The following is a 17,260-nucleotide window of genomic DNA, read 5'->3' on the forward strand; positions in this document are numbered from 1 at the left end:
TGTGCTCGACGGCCAGCAGCGAGAGTGTATCGCAGACTCCGCCACTCCGACTACACGATCAGGCTCTCGAGGTCGCGGGGATAGTACGTGAGCGTCTTCGTTCCGTCCTCGGTCACGAGCACCGTATCGGAGTGGCGGAATCCGCCCAGGTCCGGCATGTAGAAGCCGGGCTCGACGGTAAACAGCTCCCCGGAACGGATCTCGCCGTCCTGATCGACGTCGAGGAACGGCCGTTCGTGGCCCTCCATCCCGATGTTGTGGCCGACGTGGTGTTGGGTGTACTTCGCAACACCCTGTTCTTCGTAGTAGTCGACGACGGCCTCCTCGACGGCGGCGTATTCGACGCCCGGTTCGATCGCGTCGATCGCGATCTCCTGGGACTCCCGCATGATCTCGAAGTACGTTCGCTGCTCGTCGGAGACCTCGCCGACGAACATCGTTCGCTCGAGTTCCGTCGTATAGCCGCCGACGTTGGGCTTGACGATAGTTACGATGTTGTCGCCTCGTTCGATCCGCGTCGTTTGGTCCATGCTGTGGGGAAGCTCGGTAACCTCGCCGGTCGTGAACAGACACTGCATCGGGTTCGCCCACGAACGCATTTCGTAGCGATCGCCGAGAGTATCGAGCATCGTCTTCACCGCGTCGGCCTCGACCTCCGCGCGAACTTCGATCGGCCGCCGTCCGACCTCGATCCGCTCCTGGAGGAGACGGTGCCCGAGGTTCGCCCAGACGCTCGCTTCCCGGATGAGTTCGACCTCCGCGTCGCTTTTCGTCTCCCGCATGTCAGTGATGTAGTCCTCGACGCCGACGTTCGCGGGAACCAGCTCCGAGAGTGACGGCCCGGCGTACCCGTTTCGGGACGGGCTCCCGTCAGAATCGACCGCGACCGTCCCATTCGCGAGCCCGAGTCGCTTGCACATCTCGGCGACGCGGTCCATCGGATCGTCCTGCGGGTACTCGAAGTACGTCGTCACGTCGTCGATCGGGAAGTCCTCCCGCGAGGCGTGTTCCTGTTCGAGTCGTGGAACGACCGCTTCGACGCGCTCGTCAGTAACGCCGAGCGCAACCGGTCGTTCGGTCGGAAGGTGATACATTCCGCTGATGTAGTGAATATTCAACGCTCCGAAAAGGACGAGCCCGTCGTAGCCGTCCTCCTTAGCGCGTTCGACCAGCTCCCGTTTCCGATTTCGATGTTCCGATTCGGGAATCGCGAGATTTTGCATCGGTTGACACCAGACGGCTCTCGGTATTAAAACCGGATCCGTCGAACGTTCAGTGGTGTATTTAAGTAGGGCGTGTCGAATTTCCACCACATGGCAGTCGAAGCTAACGCAACGTTGCTCTACATCGTCGTCGGCTACCTGATCGTGATGCTCGGCGTCGGGGCCTGGGCCTACGGGAAGACCGAGACCGCCGAGGACTTCATGGTCGCCGGCCGGAGCCTCGGCGCGGTGGTCATCGCGGGAACGCTGATGGCGACGTGGATGGGCTCCGGGACGGTCACCGGGGGCGCAAACTCCATTGCGTACGACAACGGGTTGTGGCCCGCGCTCCTCTTCGGAACGGCTGCACTCATCGGCATCGGGATCCTGAAAGCGCTCGCGCCCCGGATCCGCGGGTTCGACAAGCTGACGGTTCCCGAAATGATCGAGGAGGAACTCGGGCGAGAAGGCCGTATCATTAGCCTGGTCGTTATCGCCTTCGCGTACGTCGGCATCGTCTCCTACCAGTTCATCGGCCTCGGGTTCGTCCTGAACGTCACGACCGGAATTTCTGTCACGCAGGGGACGATCATCGGGACGGTCGTCATCATCGCGCTGGCAGCGATGGGCGGACTCATGTCCGTCGCGTACACCGACGCGATCAGCGCCTTTCTGATGCTGATCGGACTCGTCGTCGCCGTCCCGTTCGTCGTCCTCAACGCCGGTGGCGTCGAGGGGATCGCGGCGAACGTCCCCGAGACCCACTTCGATGCGCTCGGGAATCTCTCTTTCCTGCAGTTTTTCGCGCTGTGGGCCCCTCCGCTCCTGTTGATTCTCGCCGACCAGAACATGTACCAGCGGATCATCGCTGGCGAAAGCGACGAGGGAACGAACACCGGGTTGATCGCCTGGTTCGTCGGGGTTGCAGCGGCCATGACGCTCGTTCCAGTGATCGCGTTCGCGTCGAGAGCGATGTTTCCGGAACTCGATCCTGGGATGGCGCTGATCGCGACGACGACCGAGATTCCGGTCTGGGTCGGTGGCATTCTCCTCGCGGCCGCGGCGGCGTTTATTATTACAACCGGTAGCTCCTACCTGTTGTCCGCCTGTACGAACCTCTCGCAGGACCTCTACAAGGGGTTCATCAATCCGAACGCCTCGGACCAACGGGTCTTCTGGCTGACGCGGCTCTTCGTGATCGTGCTCGGCGTCTTTGCGTTCGTCCTCGGACAGTACTTCCCGACCATTCTCGAGGTCCAGATGTATTCGTATACGGCCTACGGTGCTGCGATCACGCCGCCACTCCTGGCGATCTTCCTGATGCGTGATCGGCTGACGAAGCGCGGCGGTCTCACCGGAATGATCGTCGGTGCGCTGCTTGCGGTGACGTGGGATACGGTACTCGCGAGTCCCTACGGACTGGACGCGGTGATCGTTGCCGCACCCGTCGGTGGACTGCTCATCGTCGCCGTTAGCTATCTCACAACCGACACGTCGACTCCGACCGCGAGTCGTACCTGACGGAAACGACAGCCCATCGAGAACTGCAGGGTTTCCGGACTGAACACCCCGAAACGAGTGTTCTACACTCGAGGGTCCGTCACCGGTCTTCTTTTTCCCCGCGATCCTTCGTCACGGTCCGATCCCCGTGGGGTGGTGCCTCCTCGGTGTCCGGGTGGCGTTCGTCGCCGGCTTCGTCCATCTCCTCGGTTTCGGGCTCGAGGGCCTCGCCGGAGCGGCCCTCCTCGTCCGGGAGGTCGTCGGCCGGTTCCGTCCCCTGTCCGACCTCGCGCTGTTCGCCCCACGATTCCGACTCCTCGCCGGTGCTCTCGTCGCGTTCGATCACCGGCTCGCTCTCGACGTCCTCGACGTCGTCGGCGTTCGCAGCGGCGTCGGGTTCCGCGCCGCCGTCGTCGCCAGCCCGCTCGAGCTGAACCGTCCCGTCGGTGATCCCGCCGATATCGTCCTCGCCGAACGAGACGGTATTCTCGGCGTCGTCGACGTTCTGGCCGAGTGCACCTCTAAGCGCATCGGTCGCGTCGGGGTCGCGGTCGATCTCGGCCGTCGCTCCCTCGACGGAGGCGACGACGCCGACCCGCTCCCCGTCCGCAGTCTCGACTGGTTTGCCGACGTCGTCCTCAGTGAGTTGGGTTCCCATAGGCACACTAGCGGTGAGCGGGAAAAACGGCCAATGCCTGCACTCGCGGGGCCGCGGAGCCGTCGGTCGGAGACCCCGCTCGTCAGCGCTGACGACCCAGATCCGCCGCCTTCTCGATCTCGCTTCGCAGCGTCGTCGAGTCGAACTCGTGGTCGGGCCGCAGCCGGACGAAATCCAGGAACCGACGCGCCGACAGCAGCGTCTCCGGATCGTACACCGAGAGGGCCGCCGACACAGCCTCCCGGGGTCCGAGCCGTGGTTCCAGTACCGCGAGCGCACAGGCCAGGTCGTAGGCGGTCGTCTCCTCGACCCTGTCGGCGTGGACGCTGGTCGCGTCGATGAAGTAGAGCTCGCCGCCGCGAAGCAGGATGTTCTCGGCTCGCAGGTCACCGTGGGCCATGTCGTGGTCGTGCAGCGTCGCCAGCATCTCGAAGAGCTCGCCAGCCTGCGCGGCGACGACCGCGTCGGAGGTCTCCCCGAGCGTCTTGAATTCCGGGAGGTACTCGAGAACGAGGACGCCCAACCCGTTGACCTCGAAGGCGTCGATCGGGCGGGGCGCGTTGATGCCGATCTCGCGCATCCGTCGGGTCGCCTCGTACTCGTGTTCGACCATCTCTCGGGGCGTGTCGAACCGGTCGAAAAACCCCTCGGTACCCGAGGAGAAGGCGCCGACGTTGCGCCCGGTCGTCAACAGGGCGTGGACCAGCGCGTTCTGCCGGGAGACGATCTTGACGAACCACTCCTCGTCGATGACACACGGGGTCGACAGCCAGTTGTCGGCCTCGAGGAACTCGACGCGGACGTCCTCGCGGCCGTACCGATCCGCCAGCGTCCGGACGACGCGCTCGATGCGGTTCCACTCGACGGTTCCGCGAGCGAGCTGGCGGATGTCCATACCTCGAACGGAGGACGCATAGCGTTAAATGCCTCTCGAACTGTCGCCGTCGAGACCTGTTCTCGGGGCGGCTGTCGGGCGTCGACGCCGGTCGCGGCCGGACCGTCGGAACAACATTATTATCAGCAGTGCTACGGTACGATTCGGTATTCATGGACGCTGTCGACGATCTCGGCGACGCGATCGACGCGACGCGGAACTTCCTGACGCCAGTTCGAGCGGGGCTGTGGCTTCGGCTGGCGATCCTCGCGCTGTTCGTCGGTGGGTTCGGGAGCGGAGCCCAGTCAGCTCTGTCGGGTGACGCCGGTCCGATGGCCGAGCAGGCGCCTGGCCCCGGCCTCGAGGACGTCCCCGAAGAGGCGCTGCTTGCCGTCGCCGTAGCGGTCGGCTTCCTGCTTCTGTTGTGGCTCGGCTACGCGTTCGTCGCGGCTATCATGGAGTTCGTCTTCATCGAGTCGCTTCGCTCCGAGGACGTCCGCGTGCGACGGTACTCGAACGCGAACGTGGGGCGCGGGATCCGGCTGTTCGGGTTTCGGGTGGCGCTGATCGCCGTCGCCGGGGTCGTCGGCGCGACACCCGTCCTCCTGTCGATCTTCGGGGTCGGGACGATCGACGGCGGGACGGCCGCGGTCGGCGTCGCCGCCCTGTTCGCGACCGGCGTCTACCTCGTCTACGCCGTCGTCAACCGCTTCACCTCGGAGTTCGTCGCGCCCGTCATGCTGCTCGAGGACCGCGGGGTGCTCTCGGCGTGGCGTCGGTTCTGGGGCACGTTTCGGACGAACTGGCTCGAGTACGTCGTCTACCTCGTGCTCGTCTGGATCATCCAGGCCGCAGTCGGGATCGCCGTCAGCATTCTCACGCTGATCGCCGGGATCGTGGTCGCGATCCCGTTCGTCGTCCTCGCGGTCCTGCTGTTCACCCTCGGCGATATCGGCGCCGTCCTCGCCGCGGTGGTGTTGCTCGTCGCCGTCCTCGGGTTCGTCCTCGTCGCGTTGCTGATCCAGGTGCCCGTCGTCTCCTACTTCAAGTACTACGCGCTGTTGTTGCTCGGGGATACGAACGCCGACCTCGATCTAATCCCCGACCAGCGGGCGTCGATCCGGGCCGACGGCGGCGAGGATGCGTTCGAGTCCGGTCGATCGGAGTCGGGCCAGCCAGCCGGGACGGAACGGGACCGGGAATCGGACGAGCCCGAACGCGACGAGAACGATGCGAGCGATGAGAGCGACTGGACGGACGACTACGGCTGGAACGACGACGAGGACGAGATCGACGACTGGGACGACGTCGGCTGGGGTGAGGAGAACGACCGTGATCGCGACGATCACGCGGACGGTGACGACGCCGAGGACGACGACCGGGACCGCAGCTGGTAGCGTAGTTGATCATTTTTCCGGAGCGTTTATTCCGGGGCCCATGGCAAGTATTGCACATGGAGTTCGAGCTACCGGACGAACACCGGATGATTCAGGAGACGGTCAGGGAGTTCTGCCAGGGTGAGATCGAGCCGATCGCCCAGGAGATCGAGGACGAACACCGGTTCCCCGAGGATATCTTCGATCAGCTCGCCGAGCTGGATATGATGGGCGTTCCCATCTCCGAGGAGTACGGCGGGCTCGGTGGCGACACCTTGATGTACTCGCTGGTCGCCGAAGAGATCGGCCGGGTCTCGGGCTCGGTGGGTCTTTCCTACGTCGCCCACATCTCGCTGGCCTCGAAGCCGATCGAGCTGTTCGGTACCCCCGAACAGAAGGAGCGCTGGCTGCGCCCGCTCGCGGAGGGCGAGTACATGGGCGGCTGGGCGCTGACCGAACCCAGCAGCGGCTCGGACGCCTCCGACATGGACACCGTCGCTGAGAAAGACGGCGACGAGTGGGTCATAAACGGCACCAAGCAGTTCATCACGAACGCCTCCGAGGCGGGCTCGGTGCTGGTCAAGGCCGTCACCGACCCCGGCGCCGGCTACGACGGGATCTCGACGTTCATCGTCGACCCCCGTGAGGACGACGGGTTCGAGGTGACGACGATCTGGGACAAGATGGGACTGAACGCCTCCCCGACCTGCGAGATCCAACTCGAGGACGTCCGCTTGTCCGAGGATCGCCTGCTCGGCGAGGAGGGCGAGGGGTGGAACCAGACCAAAAAGACCCTCGACGGCGGCCGGATCTCGATCGCGGCACTGTCGACGGGGCTGGCCCAGGGTGCCTACGAGCACGCCAAGGCCTACAGCCAGGAGCGCGAGCAGTTCGGCCAGCCGATCTCGGAGTTCGACGCCGTCCGCGACAAGGTCGTCGACATGCACCGCAAGACCGAACGCGCGCGCTTGCTCACCCATCAGGCGGCCTACCGCTACGATCAGGGCGAGCCCGTCACCCGCGAGTCGGCGCTGGCGAAGCTAGACGCCAGCGAGGCCGCCCGCGAGGTCGCCGAGGACGCCGTTCAGGTGCTCGGTGGCTATGGGTACACGACCGACTTCGCGCCCCAGCGGTTCTACCGGGACGCCAAGCTGATGGAGATCGGCGAGGGAACCAGCGAGATTCAACACCTCGTCATCGGCCGCGAGCTCGGACTGTAGGCGATGCTCGCGATCGCCGTCGGCGTCGTCTTTCTGACGGTCGGGCTCGTCGGGGTCGGGTACGCGCCCGCGATCGTCGAGGCCCAGCGCCGGGAGGGGATGACGCCGTTCGATGACAGCGAGCTCGAGGAGTCGGATCGGGTGACGGTGACGCGGGCTACCGGCGCCGTCGCCGCCCTGATCGGACTCGCCTTGCTCGGCTACGGACTCGTGTAGGGACCGCCGTCGAGTCGCGTCGATCGAATCAAAAACGTCGGAACAGTCCGAGGACGGCCGAGGCCGTCGAACGATCGGTACGCTCCTCGACACGCTCCCGGTGGGCCCGCGTCAGCCGCGTCACGACCGCGTAGCTCGAGATCGACAGCACCACGGCGATCAGCACGTTGCCGACGAGCAGCTGTCTGATCGCGGCGCCGGCGACCTCGGTGAGCGAGCCCTCGGCGAGCGCCGCGGTCGTCTCGTCCGGGCGGAGCGAGCCGGTTCCGAGGGCGACGCCGCCGAGCTGGTAGCTCGCGACGTAGACGGCCGGCTTGATGACGGGGTTGAGAACGGCGATGGCGGCGACGACGGCGGCCTTACTGATCCAGGACTTCCAGGCCGCGAGCCCGGCGAGCAGGCCGACGCCGAGCCCGCCCGAGGGAAGCGCCGTCACGAGAATGCCGATCGCGAAGCTCAGTCCAATCTCGTGGGGCGTATGTTCCTCGCGGAAAGCGGTCGTCAGCTTCCCGCGGACGCGGTCGCGGTACCGGGCGAGCCGTTCTCGGATCACGCTCTGTGGATCGGTCCGTCCGGCCGGACAAAAGGATATCGACGCGCGTCTACCAGTCTCAACACGGGGCGATGTCCTCGGTGATCAGGGGAAGCTCCCGGCTTCCTCGAAGGCGCCGGCGACCCGCTCGATCGCGACGACGTACGCTGCGGTCCGGGGGTTCTGAATGTCGTTCTCCTCGATCGTCTCGACGAGGGCGTCGAAGGCGTCGACGATGTGGTCCTCGAGCTCCTCGTTGACCTTCTCTTCCGACCAGTAGAACCGCTGGCGGTTCTGGACCCACTCGAAGTACGAGACGGTGACGCCACCGGCGTTCGCGAGGATGTCCGGGATCACGAAGACGTCGTCCTCGGCGAGGATGGCGTCGGCCTCCGGGGTGAGCGGGCCGTTGGCGGCCTCCGAGACGACGTCGGCCGAGACGTCCTCGGCGAGGTCGGCGTCGATCGCGTTCTCGAGGGCCGCGGGGATCAGCAGGTCGACGTCCAGCGTCAGGACGTCCTCGTTGGTGAGTTCCTCCTCGCTTTCCTCGTAGCCGACGATGCTGCCGGTCTCGTTTTTGTGTTCCTTCGCGGCGACCGGGTCGAAGCCGTCGGCGTTGTAGATCCCGCCGCTAGAGTCGCTGGCGGCGACGACGGTCGCGCCCATCTCGTCGATCAGCTTCGCCGCGATCCAGCCGGCGTTCCCGTATCCCTGGACCGCGACGGTCGCGTCCTCGAGGTCCTTCTCGAGGTAGTCGAAGGCCTCGCGGGCCGCGATCACCGTCGAGCGCCCGGTCGCCTCGACGCGGCCCTCGCTGCCGCCGCTGGCGAGGTTCTTTCCCGTGACGACGCCCGGCTCGGTGGTGTTCTCTAAGGTCTCGTAGGTGTCTTTGATCCAGTTCATCTCCCGCTGGCCCGTGTTCACGTCGGGGGCCGGGATATCCCGGTCCTCGCCGACCAGCGGGCGCAGCTCTTTCGCGAACGCACGGGTGAGCCGCTCGAGTTCGGCTTCGGAGTAGTCGCTGGGGTTGACGACGATCCCGCCCTTCCCGCCGCCGTAGGGGATGTCGACGGTCGCACACTTGTAGACCATCCAGCCCGATAGCGCCTTCACCTCGTCGCGGTTGACCTCCGGGTGGTAGCGGATCCCCCCCTTGTAGGGGCCGCGGTCGCCGTTGAACTGCGAGCGGAAGGCTTTGAACCGCTCGAGCGAGCCGTCGTCGCGCTCGATGGTGAGGTTGGTCTCGAGGACGCGCTCGGGATGTTTGAGCCGCTCGAGGACGTCGTCGTCGACGTCGAGGTAGGCGGCAGCCTCGTCGATCTGTGATTGGAGACTCTCGAATGGGTTCGCCTGCCCGGTCATAAGAGGTATGTTTCGGCGACTGGTGGATAAACGTAGCGAATACCAGTCACAATTTAATGCGTCTGAGATATTTTAGGACGTTTTAGGTCCTTTGTCGAATTCGGCCGACACCTCCGCTCGCTCCAGGATCCGCTCGGCCTGAGCGATCAGCGGCGCGTCGATCATCTCGCCGTCGACCTCGAAGACGCCCCGTCCCTCCGTGTCGGCCTCACGGGCGGCCTCGAGGACGCGTCGGGCCCAGTCGACGTCCTTGGCGTCGGGGGTAAAAGCCTCGTTGATCGGTCCGACCTGCGCGGGGTGGATCGCGAGCTTGCCGTCGTACCCCAGCTGCACCGAGGTGGCCGCGTCCTCGCGCAGCCGCTGTTCGTCGTCGAAGTCGGTCACCAGCGTGTCGATCGCCTCGACCTCGCGGGCTGCGGCGACGAGGACGACCCGCTGGCGGGCGTAAGACACCTCGGTCCCGTCCCGGGTCCGGGTCGCGCCGAGATCCGCGGCCAGATCCTCTGCCCCGAAGACGAGCGCGTCGGTCGCGTCGGCGGCGGCGATCTCCGGGGCTGCAAGCACGCCCGCGGCGTTCTCGAGCAGCGCCAGCACGGGACGGGTGAGACCCCGCTCGGCGAGGCCGTCGGCCAGCTCGCGGACGTCCGCGGCCGTCGTCGCCTTCGGGAGCATGACGCTGTCGAGACGAAGCGAGTCGGTGTCGGCGCCCGCGAGCGCGTCGAGATCGCGCTCGATCGCATCGGACGTGGCGTTGACCCGAACGCAGACCTCGGGCTCGGGTTCGAACGTGGGGTCGGCAAGCACCTCGCGGACGGCCTCGCGGGCCTCGTCCTTGCGACCCGGGGAGACCGCGTCCTCGAGGTCGAACACGATCACGTCGGCGCCGGCGTCGGGCGCCTTTCGGAGCATCTCCGGACGGTCGCCCGGCGTAAACAGCAGACTTCGGCGTACCATACCTGCGTGTGTGCGGACCGACACTGTGAATGTGGGGGTCCGATCGTGTCGCCCCGTCTCCGACCGCGGCGTCGCGACGGAGTCAGGCCTCCAGAATCGAGTCGAGGAGTTTCGTCTGGGCGGCACCGAGGTGTTCCGAGAACGTCGACCGTGAGATCCCGATCGCCGCGGCGACGTCGCCCGCGTTCGCCCGCTTCGGGTACTCGAAGTACCCCATCTCGTGGGCAGTCTCGAGAACCTCCCGCTGGCGGTCGGTCAGCTGACTCCGATCGACAAGCGCCAGGTCGGCCGACTCGTCCTCGCCGGTACGCAGCAGCTGCTGGAGCTCGACCCCGTCGAACCGCTCGCGGAGCCGCCCGACGATCGCCGACAGCGTCTCGACGTCGGTGGCGCGGACGGTCAGATACAGCGCCCCTTCTTCGGCCCGGATCGACGAGACCGGCGTTCCCTCGACCTCGACGAGTTCGCAGGCACAGGCGTCGTCGATCGGTCGGTCGAACCGGTAGACGTCGCCGTGTTCGTTCGAGGAGATCCGGGACAGCTCGACCCCAACCACCTCGTCGTCGAGCGGTGTCGGCTCGCCCCCGATCGAGAACTCTTCGACCGGTGGTGCCTCCCCGCCTACGGGCGAGGACCGGGAAACGTCCTCGATCGACTCACCGGTAGCGCTCGTGGCGCGGGCGACCGGACAGTTCTCCGGGTCGGAAAGGACGACCGTGGCAGACAATCCACTCATACCCGATCGTTCGTTACGGACCCGCATTACTTCGGCCGTCGGTTCCCATCCCATGAAAAGAAGGGGAGAGCTTCGGGTCCACGCGGTCGGATCGGACGGTCCCCCGCGGCCGCGGTTCGAGCCGAACTCGACATTCTCTTAAACCTACCCGGATATGTTGGAGGCGACGACTTCCCTACCGCGAGCCAGCGTTTACAGGAGCACACGAGGAATGTCCGAATACGAGTTCACCTGCCCGGACTGTGGGCAACAGATCGAGGTCAATACGCCGGTTCGAGAGGCGACGCTGTCACACGGCTGTCCGGTCTGTGGCGCGTCGGTCTCGCAGGAACACTTCGCAGAACAGTGAGACGGGCCGCGGGTCGGATTACCGACACCGAGACGCATCACCGACGGACGGTCGGCTACTCCTCTCGTTCGATCTCGGTCCGTCGACCGCTTAGCTCCGACGGCTCGAACTCGTAGAGCTTGATATCGAGGTTCTCTTTCGAGTCACCCCAGATCTCGAACAGCGGTCGTCTCGCCTCGCCGTACTGTTCGATGTGGGAGGCGGTGAGCTCCGACGGATCGATCTCCTCGAGCGAACCGACCGCGACGACGCTCCGGTAGGTCTCCCCGCCGTCGGTTTCCTCGTAGACGACGAGACGAGCGTTCGGCGACGAGGCGAGGAACCGCCGCTTCTCGCTTTCGGGCGTCGAGACGAGACGCATGTAGAAGCTGCGATGGTCCGCGTCGTAGCCGTACGAAATCGGGATCGCGTACGGGCTCTCGCTTTCCTCCTCGGCCAGCGCCAGAACACCCGTCTCGTGGCGACTGAGGAACGCGTCGATCTCGTCGGCGGTCATCTCGGTCTCCTCGGCAAGTGCCATTGTCGTATCTCGTGGCTTCCGGACACTAAACTACTTCCGTTCTTGCGACTGCACCTACGCGTCGGCCTCGAGGACGTCCCCAAGGAGTTTTCGCTGTGCCGCGCCGAGGTGTTCGGTAAACGTCGACTGGGAGATGCCGAGCGTTTCGGCGATCTCCGTGGCGTTCGCTCGTTTCGGCCGCTCGAAGTAGCCCATCTCGTAGGCGGTCTCGAGGACCTCGTACTGGCGGTCCGTGAGCTTCCCACGGTTGACGAACACGCGCTCCTCTGGGGCCCCCGACAGCGGCGGCTGGAGGAGACTCCGAACGTCGACGCCGGGAAACCGCTCGCGGAACTCGTCCATGATCGCCTGGAGCTGGTCGAACCCGTCGGCGTGAAAGACGAGCGTTACGTCCCCGTCGGTCGCTCGGTAGCGGTGGACTGGGCAGTCGTACGCACCCAGACACTCGCAGGGACAGTGACTGTCCTCGCCGTGGGAACACCGATAGAGGTTGGTCGTCCCGTACGAGAAGACGGGACCGGTGACCGCGTCGTCGAACTCGACGTCGACGTCCGCCAGAAACTCTGTCGTCGATCCCTTCGTTCCGCAGGCGACGCTCGTCGAAACCTGATCGATCGTCGTCCCGGTTTCCCGTGAAAACCGCGCGATCGGGCAGGCTTCGGGGGAGTCGATCGTGACGGTGGCGCGAATTCCCGACGACATAGATACTACAGACAGCTTCGAGCTACGGTATATTTAAAGTGGGTAGCCGAGTGCCGATATTCCCAGGCCCTCGGAACGAGAGTCGGTACCTTATGGGACGTCGTCGTAGTATGCAGTATGAGTCCCCCCGAAACCGTGTGCTTCGTCTGTCCGGCCTGCACCCGGTCGATCGAGGTCACCGAATCCGTGCGTGAGGCGTTGATCGAGAGCGGGTGTGTCATCTGTGGCACGGACGTGGACGACGATGCGTTCGACCAGGAGTCGGCGACGTCTCGAGAGGACGGCGTGGCGAACGCCGAACACAAGCGTGCGTGACCATCCATAGCACGGGGTTATAAAGGGGCCCTGATATCGGTGGTCCACACTGGTGGCCCTCCAGTGCCCACGGTGTAGTATGAGCCAATCGCTGACGGGAACGCCACGAACGTACAGGACGGAGACACTCGCAGACGAGCCGCGGATCGTCTCCGAGGAAGACGACGTCAGGTCGATTCTCACCGCACTCAACGACGCCGACTGCCGAACGATTCTCGAGGAACTCGGCGACAGCGACGCCTACCTCTCGGCTTCGGAGCTCTCCGATCGCTGTGACGTTCCGCTCTCGACGACCTACCGCAAGCTCGAGCTGCTCGAGGACGCCGACCTGCTCGAGGAGAAGCTCCGGATCCGTCAGTCGGGCCGCCACGCAAGCGAGTACGATCAGCGCGTCGACGGCATCCGGATCTCCGTTGACGGCGAGGACGGGGTCGCGCTGGAGCTCTCGTAGCGGCCGTCGAAACGGCAAGACAGATAGGCGGGTGCTCCTAACCTCGAACGATGGCAACCGCCGACGCGAGAGAACGACTCCGAGAGCGGCCGATCGGCGTAACGATCCTGTTGACGGTCGTCGGCTACGGACTCGTCATCGGAACCTTCATCGCGGACATTCCGATCTACCCCGATCTGACGAACGCACAGGTCAACCTGTTCACCCACGCGATCGCGGTGATCAACTCCGTGACGACCGTACTGATCGTCGCCGGCTGGTACTGGATCCGTGCGGGCGAGATCGACAAACACCGCGCGGCGATGACGGGCGCGTTCGCGACGATCATCCTGTTTCTGGTCGTCTACCTGATTCGGGTCGGCGGGGGCGGGACGAAGGAGTTCGTCGGCCCCTCCCCGGAGTACGAGCTCTACCTCGCGATGCTGGCGATCCACATCGTGCTCTCGATCGTCGCGGTGCCGGTCGTGTTGTACGCGCTGATCCTGGGCCTTACCCACACCCCGTCCGAACTTCGGGAGACTGCTCATGCACGCGTCGGCCGCATCGCCGCTGGAAGCTGGGTCCTGAGTCTCGTGCTGGGCGTCGTCACCTACCTCATGCTCAACCACATCTACGGCTACGAGTTCGCGATGCTCGTTCCGATTCTCTGAGGGCGTCCGCCCCGTGGCCGCGGGCTCGTACCGTCGGGGCGTAGCTTGGTATTCCCGGCGACCGTACGCTCGGTATGAAGCTCCGAGGCTCGCGCTCCCGCGAGGACGTCGCGGCGTTTCTCGACGACCGATCGATTCCGATCAGACTCGGCTGTCGAACCCCCGCGGACCACCCATGGATGGTATCGTTGTGGTATCGCCGACGAACCGTCGAGACGGGACCGACGGGCGACGGCAGCGGTGACGAGGGCGACGGCAGAAGCGCCGAAGACGACGAAGGGAACGGAGCTGCCGACGAACACGACGGCTGGGTCCTCGAGTGTGCGACCTCGGCCGAGGCTAACGTCGTCGACTACCTCCAGGAGACCCCCGCAATCTCGTTCGAGGTCTCGACGAACCGTCCGCCGTACGCGGGGGTTCGCGGCCGGGGCGAGGCGTCGATCGAGCCCGATCCCGAGAAGGCGGTGCTGCGGGACCTCCTCGAGCGCTACCTCGGCGGCACCGACTCGGAGCTCGCACGGACGCTACTGCGCGAGGATCGCGAGGAGGTGACGATCACGATCGAACCCGCTGTCGTCTACGGCTGGGACTTTTCCGATCGGATGTAGACGCCAGCCCGGCGGGGATTCATCCTCGCCGTCCGCGACCCGCTCAGCGCTCGGCCGCACGCTCGTACCGGATCGGCAGCGATTCGACGCCGTAGACCAGCGAACTGCGAACCGGCTGCAGATCGGTGTCGACCGTCTCGATCGTCGCGGTTCGGGCACAGAGCTCCTCGAAGGCGACCCGCGCCTCGAGGCGAGCCAGCGACGCGCCCAGACAGTAGTGGGTCCCGTGGCCGAACGCGAGGTGCTGGTTGGGCGATCGGTCGGGAACGAACGCGTCCGCGTCCTCGAACTGCCGTTCGTCCCGGTTCGCGGAGCCGAGCCAGACGACGAGCCGATCCCCCGCTTCGATCTCTGCGTCCCGGAGCGTCACGTCCTCGGTCGCGACGCGGGACATCGCCTGAACCGGGGCCCGGTAGCGCAGCGCCTCCTCGATCGCTCGACCGATCGCGTCCGGCTCCGCGCGGAGATCGTCGAACAGCTCGTGGGCGTCGAAACAGCGGACGGCGTTCGCGATGAGGTTCGTCGTCGTGATGTTGCCGGCGATGAGCAACAGCATACAGGTTCCGAGCGCTTCCTCCTCCGAGAGCCGGGAGCCGTCCTCGAGCTCCCGGGTAACGATCTTCGTCATGAGATCGTCCTGGGGCGACTCGCGGCGGTCGGCGATCATCTCGAAGAAGTAGTTCGCCATCTCCATCTGGGCCTCCCGCTGTCGCCGGGCGAACGCTTCGCTCTCATCGTCCGCGCTCGAGGACTCGACGAGCGTGTCCGACCACCGCTTGAACTGGTCGCGATCCTCGGCGGGGACGCCGAGCAGCTGGGCGATGACGACGACGGGAAGCGGGTACGCGACGTCCTCGACGATGTCCAGTTCGCCCCGGTCGTCGGCAAGCGCATCCGAGAGCAGGTCGATCGCCAGCTCGCGGATCTCGGGCTCGAGCTCCCGGAGCGCCCGCGGTTCGAACGCGTCGTCGACGACGCCGCGAAGCTCGTCGTGGCGGGGCGGATCCTGGAAGAGCATCGTCTCGAAGAGCAGCCCCTCCTCGGGCCGCTCCGGTTCCTGGAAGTCGTCGGCCAGCCGCGGGTTCACCGAGAACGTCTCGTCGTCGTCGAGGACGCGCTTGACGTCCGCGTACCGAAAGACATCCCAGGTTCGACGGTCCGGATCGTACCGGACGGGTGCGTCCTCGCGCATCTGTCGGTACCAGTCGAACGGTTCGAGCCACGCTTCTCGGGACGCGAGCTCGTCGGGAAACACCTGCAATCCCTGTGGATCTGCGCTACTCATGGGTACCGGACCACGAGGACGGACAAAACGTTCGGGGTGGTCAGTCGGTCGTCGGGATCGAGCGGGCGCCGAGCGCGAAAAAGACTACCGCGAGGACGGCGAGGATCCCGAGGTTCGCCAGCGCGGGATCGACCCCCGCAATCGCGGACGTCGCGGCGTTGGGATCGGTCGCCGCGCGCACCCCGCGGGCGAAGTACGTCAGCGGCGAGAGGTTCACGAGCGGTTCGAACCAGCCGGGCAGCTGCTCGAGCGAGATGAACGTCTCGGAGAGAAAGAGCAGCGGCAGCCCGATCGCGTTGCTGGCGGCGACGGCGCCGTCCTGGGAGTCGGTGTAGCTACCCAGCATCGCGCCAACGCCACAGAAGCAGACGACGCCGACGAGGATGTACGGCACCAGCAGCGGCGAGAAGGCGATCTCGGCGCCCGTCAGGACCACCACGAGCGCGAGGATCAGCAGGCTCGCCAGCCCGATGATGACGGCGTTGACGACCGTCTGGGCGAGCAGCCACTCGGCTCTGGTCTGGGGTGTCGTCGCGAGCTTCTCGAAGCGACTCCCCTCGCGGTGGCGCGCGACCTCGCTGCCCAGCCGCGACAGCGGGGTAAAGAGGACGACCACGGCCAGATAACCCGGGACGTAGTACGCCGGGGGCTCGGCGAACAGTCCGCCCCCGCCCGGATCAGTCCGGACCAGCGCGCCGAAGATGACGATCAGGATCACCGGAAAGAAGAAGGTAAAGAAGACCGCGGTCCGGCGACGGACAAAGGCCCGCCAGCCCGCGGCGGTCTCGGCGCGGACGCGACCGAGGCGGCTCACGCCGTCTCACCTGCGGGGGCGAGTCCCGCGCTGTCGGTCCGCTCGAGCTCGGTCCGATCCGCCAGCTCGAGGTAGACGTCCTCGAGGTCGGGCTCGGCCCACGAGAGCCCGGAGTAGTCGATCCCCCGATCGGCGAGGTAGTCGACGACGCGGCCGATCTCGGCGGGGGAGACCTCGCGGACGACGACCGCACCGTCCCGGGACGCGACGGGAAACGGGAGGTCCTCGAACGCGGCCGGCTCGGCGGGCGTCTCGATCGTCAGTCGGCTCGAGCCAGCGTGGTCGGCGACCAGCCCGGCGGGCGTCCCGCGGGCGACGAGCTCGCCGTCGGCCAGCAGCCCGACGCGGTCGGCCAGGCGCTCGGCCTCGGCCATGTCGTGGGTCGTCAGGAAGACGGTAGTTCCCGCGTCGGCCAGGTCCTCGATCAGCCGCCAGACGGTCCGCCGACCCGCAGGGTCGATGCCCGTGGTCGGCTCGTCCAGAAAGAGGACGTCGGGGTCGTTGACCAGCGCGGTGCCGACACAGACCCGGCGCTGCTGGCCGCCCGAGAGGTCCTCATACCAGGTGTCGCCGGCGTCGGCCAGCCCGACGTCAGCCAGCACGGTCTCGGGATCGCGGTGGTCGTCGTACAGCCCCGCGTAGTAGGAGAGCAGCTCGCGGGCGGTGAGCCGACCCGGCGGCGAGAACGACTGCGGGAGCACGCCCAGACGGTCGCGGTCGACGGCCGTCGGCGCGGCATCCAGAACGCGCGCGCCGCCGGAATCGGGGTCGGTCGTCCCGGTGAGCGCGCGGACGAGGGTCGTCTTGCCCGCGCCGTTGGGGCCGATGAGCGCGAAGACCTCGCCGCGCTCGACCGACAGCGTCACGCCCGCCAGCGCCGTCGTCCCGTCGTATCGTTTCTCGAGTCCCTCGGCAACGACCGGGGTGTCCATGCGG

At 66.2% G+C, this 17,260-nt stretch carries 21 protein-coding genes; 9 read left to right on the top strand and 12 right to left on the bottom strand.

Annotated elements, in window-relative coordinates; genetic code table 11:
• Positions 1–50: 50 nt before the first annotated feature.
• On the bottom strand, positions 51–1,223 hold the full coding sequence (locus NATOC_RS04510) for a M24 family metallopeptidase (protein WP_015320239.1): 1,173 nt from the start codon (positions 1,221–1,223) through the stop codon (positions 51–53).
• Between the two features lie 90 nt (positions 1,224–1,313).
• Between NATOC_RS04510 and NATOC_RS04515 the strand changes: the two genes are divergently transcribed.
• Positions 1,314–2,723 carry a sodium:solute symporter family protein gene (locus tag NATOC_RS04515; RefSeq protein ID WP_015320240.1) on the top strand — a complete coding sequence of 470 codons (1,410 nt, stop codon included), beginning with the start codon at positions 1,314–1,316 and terminating at the stop codon, positions 2,721–2,723.
• A gap of 79 nt (positions 2,724–2,802) precedes the next feature.
• Here the strand turns inward: NATOC_RS04515 and NATOC_RS04520 are convergent, their stop codons facing one another.
• Both NATOC_RS04520 and NATOC_RS04525 read right to left on the bottom strand, forming a co-directional pair.
• Positions 2,803–3,360 carry a hypothetical protein gene (locus tag NATOC_RS04520; RefSeq protein WP_015320241.1) on the bottom strand — a complete coding sequence of 186 codons (558 nt, stop codon included), beginning with the start codon at positions 3,358–3,360 and terminating at the stop codon, positions 2,803–2,805.
• An 82-nt stretch (positions 3,361–3,442) separates the two neighbouring features.
• Complete coding sequence (locus tag NATOC_RS04525) at positions 3,443–4,255, bottom strand: phosphotransferase (protein ID WP_015320242.1); 813 nt, start codon at positions 4,253–4,255, stop codon at positions 3,443–3,445.
• Between the two features lie 152 nt (positions 4,256–4,407).
• On the opposite strand from NATOC_RS04525, the gene NATOC_RS04530 reads away from it, so the two are divergent.
• The 3 genes from NATOC_RS04530 to NATOC_RS04540 are packed head-to-tail and all read left to right on the top strand — an operon-like array spanning position 4,408 to position 7,046.
• Entirely contained in the window at positions 4,408–5,631 is a 1,224-nt protein-coding gene (locus NATOC_RS04530) for a DUF7544 domain-containing protein (RefSeq protein ID WP_015320243.1), read from the top strand.
• Between the two features lie 56 nt (positions 5,632–5,687).
• Complete coding sequence (locus tag NATOC_RS04535; RefSeq protein WP_015320244.1) at positions 5,688–6,830, top strand: acyl-CoA dehydrogenase family protein; 1,143 nt, start codon at positions 5,688–5,690, stop codon at positions 6,828–6,830.
• A gap of 3 nt (positions 6,831–6,833) precedes the next feature.
• Positions 6,834–7,046 (top strand): hypothetical protein, encoded by a 213-nt coding sequence (locus tag NATOC_RS04540; protein WP_015320245.1) that lies wholly within the window; start codon positions 6,834–6,836, stop codon positions 7,044–7,046.
• A 28-nt stretch (positions 7,047–7,074) separates the two neighbouring features.
• Here NATOC_RS04540 and NATOC_RS04545 read toward each other — a convergent pair whose 3' ends face one another.
• The 4 genes from NATOC_RS04545 to NATOC_RS04560 form a co-directional block, all read right to left on the bottom strand.
• Positions 7,075–7,599 carry a DUF2062 domain-containing protein gene (locus tag NATOC_RS04545; RefSeq protein ID WP_015320246.1) on the bottom strand — a complete coding sequence of 175 codons (525 nt, stop codon included), beginning with the start codon at positions 7,597–7,599 and terminating at the stop codon, positions 7,075–7,077.
• A gap of 84 nt (positions 7,600–7,683) precedes the next feature.
• Complete coding sequence (locus tag NATOC_RS04550) at positions 7,684–8,940, bottom strand: Glu/Leu/Phe/Val family dehydrogenase (RefSeq protein WP_015320247.1); 1,257 nt, start codon at positions 8,938–8,940, stop codon at positions 7,684–7,686.
• Between the two features lie 72 nt (positions 8,941–9,012).
• A complete protein-coding gene (locus NATOC_RS04555) occupies positions 9,013–9,894 on the bottom strand; it encodes an HpcH/HpaI aldolase/citrate lyase family protein (protein WP_015320248.1) in 882 nt (293 codons plus the stop codon).
• Positions 9,895–9,976: 82 nt separating this feature from the next.
• Entirely contained in the window at positions 9,977–10,630 is a 654-nt protein-coding gene (locus NATOC_RS04560; protein ID WP_015320249.1) for a helix-turn-helix domain-containing protein, read from the bottom strand.
• A 211-nt stretch (positions 10,631–10,841) separates the two neighbouring features.
• Here NATOC_RS04560 and NATOC_RS04565 point away from each other — a divergent pair, with 211 nt between their 5' ends.
• Positions 10,842–10,979 carry a DUF7560 family zinc ribbon protein gene (locus NATOC_RS04565; RefSeq protein WP_015320250.1) on the top strand — a complete coding sequence of 46 codons (138 nt, stop codon included), beginning with the start codon at positions 10,842–10,844 and terminating at the stop codon, positions 10,977–10,979.
• A gap of 55 nt (positions 10,980–11,034) precedes the next feature.
• On the opposite strand, the gene NATOC_RS04570 is transcribed toward NATOC_RS04565, so the two are convergent.
• Together NATOC_RS04570 and NATOC_RS04575 are read right to left on the bottom strand one after the other, a co-directional pair.
• Positions 11,035–11,499 carry a pyridoxamine 5'-phosphate oxidase family protein gene (locus NATOC_RS04570; RefSeq protein WP_015320251.1) on the bottom strand — a complete coding sequence of 155 codons (465 nt, stop codon included), beginning with the start codon at positions 11,497–11,499 and terminating at the stop codon, positions 11,035–11,037.
• A gap of 54 nt (positions 11,500–11,553) precedes the next feature.
• A complete protein-coding gene (locus NATOC_RS04575; protein ID WP_015320252.1) occupies positions 11,554–12,201 on the bottom strand; it encodes a helix-turn-helix domain-containing protein in 648 nt (215 codons plus the stop codon).
• Between the two features lie 117 nt (positions 12,202–12,318).
• Here NATOC_RS04575 and NATOC_RS04580 point away from each other — a divergent pair, with 117 nt between their 5' ends.
• The 4 genes from NATOC_RS04580 to NATOC_RS04595 all read left to right on the top strand — a co-directional run bounded on the left by NATOC_RS04580 (position 12,319) and on the right by NATOC_RS04595 (position 14,225).
• Complete coding sequence (locus NATOC_RS04580) at positions 12,319–12,516, top strand: DUF7560 family zinc ribbon protein (protein WP_015320253.1); 198 nt, start codon at positions 12,319–12,321, stop codon at positions 12,514–12,516.
• A gap of 79 nt (positions 12,517–12,595) precedes the next feature.
• Entirely contained in the window at positions 12,596–12,967 is a 372-nt protein-coding gene (locus NATOC_RS04585) for a helix-turn-helix domain-containing protein (RefSeq protein WP_015320254.1), read from the top strand.
• A gap of 50 nt (positions 12,968–13,017) precedes the next feature.
• Positions 13,018–13,617, top strand: a complete 600-nt coding sequence (locus NATOC_RS04590; RefSeq protein WP_015320255.1) for a DUF420 domain-containing protein — start codon at positions 13,018–13,020, stop codon at positions 13,615–13,617.
• A 74-nt stretch (positions 13,618–13,691) separates the two neighbouring features.
• Positions 13,692–14,225, top strand: coding sequence for a hypothetical protein (locus tag NATOC_RS04595; RefSeq protein WP_015320256.1), 534 nt, complete (start codon positions 13,692–13,694; stop codon positions 14,223–14,225).
• Between the two features lie 43 nt (positions 14,226–14,268).
• Here the strand turns inward: NATOC_RS04595 and NATOC_RS04600 are convergent, their stop codons facing one another.
• From NATOC_RS04600 to NATOC_RS04610, 3 genes are read right to left on the bottom strand one after another with little or no spacing between them, the layout of a single operon-like run.
• The gene (locus NATOC_RS04600; protein ID WP_015320257.1) at positions 14,269–15,510 is read right to left on the bottom strand and encodes a cytochrome P450; all 1,242 of its coding nucleotides are present in this window, start codon (positions 15,508–15,510) and stop codon (positions 14,269–14,271) included.
• A gap of 40 nt (positions 15,511–15,550) precedes the next feature.
• Positions 15,551–16,324 carry an ABC transporter permease gene (locus NATOC_RS04605; RefSeq protein WP_015320258.1) on the bottom strand — a complete coding sequence of 258 codons (774 nt, stop codon included), beginning with the start codon at positions 16,322–16,324 and terminating at the stop codon, positions 15,551–15,553.
• On the bottom strand, positions 16,321–17,256 hold the full coding sequence (locus NATOC_RS04610) for an ABC transporter ATP-binding protein (RefSeq protein WP_015320259.1): 936 nt from the start codon (positions 17,254–17,256) through the stop codon (positions 16,321–16,323). The genes NATOC_RS04605 and NATOC_RS04610 overlap by 4 nt, the downstream gene beginning before the upstream one ends.
• Positions 17,257–17,260: the final 4 nt, after the last annotated feature.

Source organism: Natronococcus occultus SP4, assembly GCF_000328685.1.
GTDB lineage: Archaea > Halobacteriota > Halobacteria > Halobacteriales > Natrialbaceae > Natronococcus > Natronococcus occultus.

Bases quoted from the DNA above. Each gene is read 5' to 3' on its own strand.
- NATOC_RS04580 (WP_015320253.1), top strand. From the start codon at position 12,319: ATGAGTCCCCCCGAAACCGTGTGCTTCGTCTGTCCGGCCTGCACCCGG.
- NATOC_RS04565 (WP_015320250.1), top strand. From the start codon at position 10,842: ATGTCCGAATACGAGTTCACCTGCCCGGACTGTGGGCAACAGATCGAG.
- NATOC_RS04595 (WP_015320256.1), top strand. From the start codon at position 13,692: ATGAAGCTCCGAGGCTCGCGCTCCCGCGAGGACGTCGCGGCGTTTCTC.
- NATOC_RS04585 (WP_015320254.1), top strand. From the start codon at position 12,596: ATGAGCCAATCGCTGACGGGAACGCCACGAACGTACAGGACGGAGACA.
- NATOC_RS04575 (WP_015320252.1), bottom strand. From the start codon at position 12,201: ATGTCGTCGGGAATTCGCGCCACCGTCACGATCGACTCCCCCGAAGCC.
- NATOC_RS04610 (WP_015320259.1), bottom strand. From the start codon at position 17,256: ATGGACACCCCGGTCGTTGCCGAGGGACTCGAGAAACGATACGACGGG.
- NATOC_RS04510 (WP_015320239.1), bottom strand. From the start codon at position 1,223: ATGCAAAATCTCGCGATTCCCGAATCGGAACATCGAAATCGGAAACGG.
- NATOC_RS04520 (WP_015320241.1), bottom strand. From the start codon at position 3,360: ATGGGAACCCAACTCACTGAGGACGACGTCGGCAAACCAGTCGAGACT.
- NATOC_RS04600 (WP_015320257.1), bottom strand. From the start codon at position 15,510: ATGAGTAGCGCAGATCCACAGGGATTGCAGGTGTTTCCCGACGAGCTC.
- NATOC_RS04590 (WP_015320255.1), top strand. From the start codon at position 13,018: ATGGCAACCGCCGACGCGAGAGAACGACTCCGAGAGCGGCCGATCGGC.
- NATOC_RS04530 (WP_015320243.1), top strand. From the start codon at position 4,408: ATGGACGCTGTCGACGATCTCGGCGACGCGATCGACGCGACGCGGAAC.
- NATOC_RS04525 (WP_015320242.1), bottom strand. From the start codon at position 4,255: ATGGACATCCGCCAGCTCGCTCGCGGAACCGTCGAGTGGAACCGCATC.
- NATOC_RS04570 (WP_015320251.1), bottom strand. From the start codon at position 11,499: ATGGCACTTGCCGAGGAGACCGAGATGACCGCCGACGAGATCGACGCG.
- NATOC_RS04515 (WP_015320240.1), top strand. From the start codon at position 1,314: ATGGCAGTCGAAGCTAACGCAACGTTGCTCTACATCGTCGTCGGCTAC.
- NATOC_RS04555 (WP_015320248.1), bottom strand. From the start codon at position 9,894: ATGGTACGCCGAAGTCTGCTGTTTACGCCGGGCGACCGTCCGGAGATG.
- NATOC_RS04560 (WP_015320249.1), bottom strand. From the start codon at position 10,630: ATGAGTGGATTGTCTGCCACGGTCGTCCTTTCCGACCCGGAGAACTGT.
- NATOC_RS04550 (WP_015320247.1), bottom strand. From the start codon at position 8,940: ATGACCGGGCAGGCGAACCCATTCGAGAGTCTCCAATCACAGATCGAC.
- NATOC_RS04535 (WP_015320244.1), top strand. From the start codon at position 5,688: ATGGAGTTCGAGCTACCGGACGAACACCGGATGATTCAGGAGACGGTC.
- NATOC_RS04540 (WP_015320245.1), top strand. From the start codon at position 6,834: ATGCTCGCGATCGCCGTCGGCGTCGTCTTTCTGACGGTCGGGCTCGTC.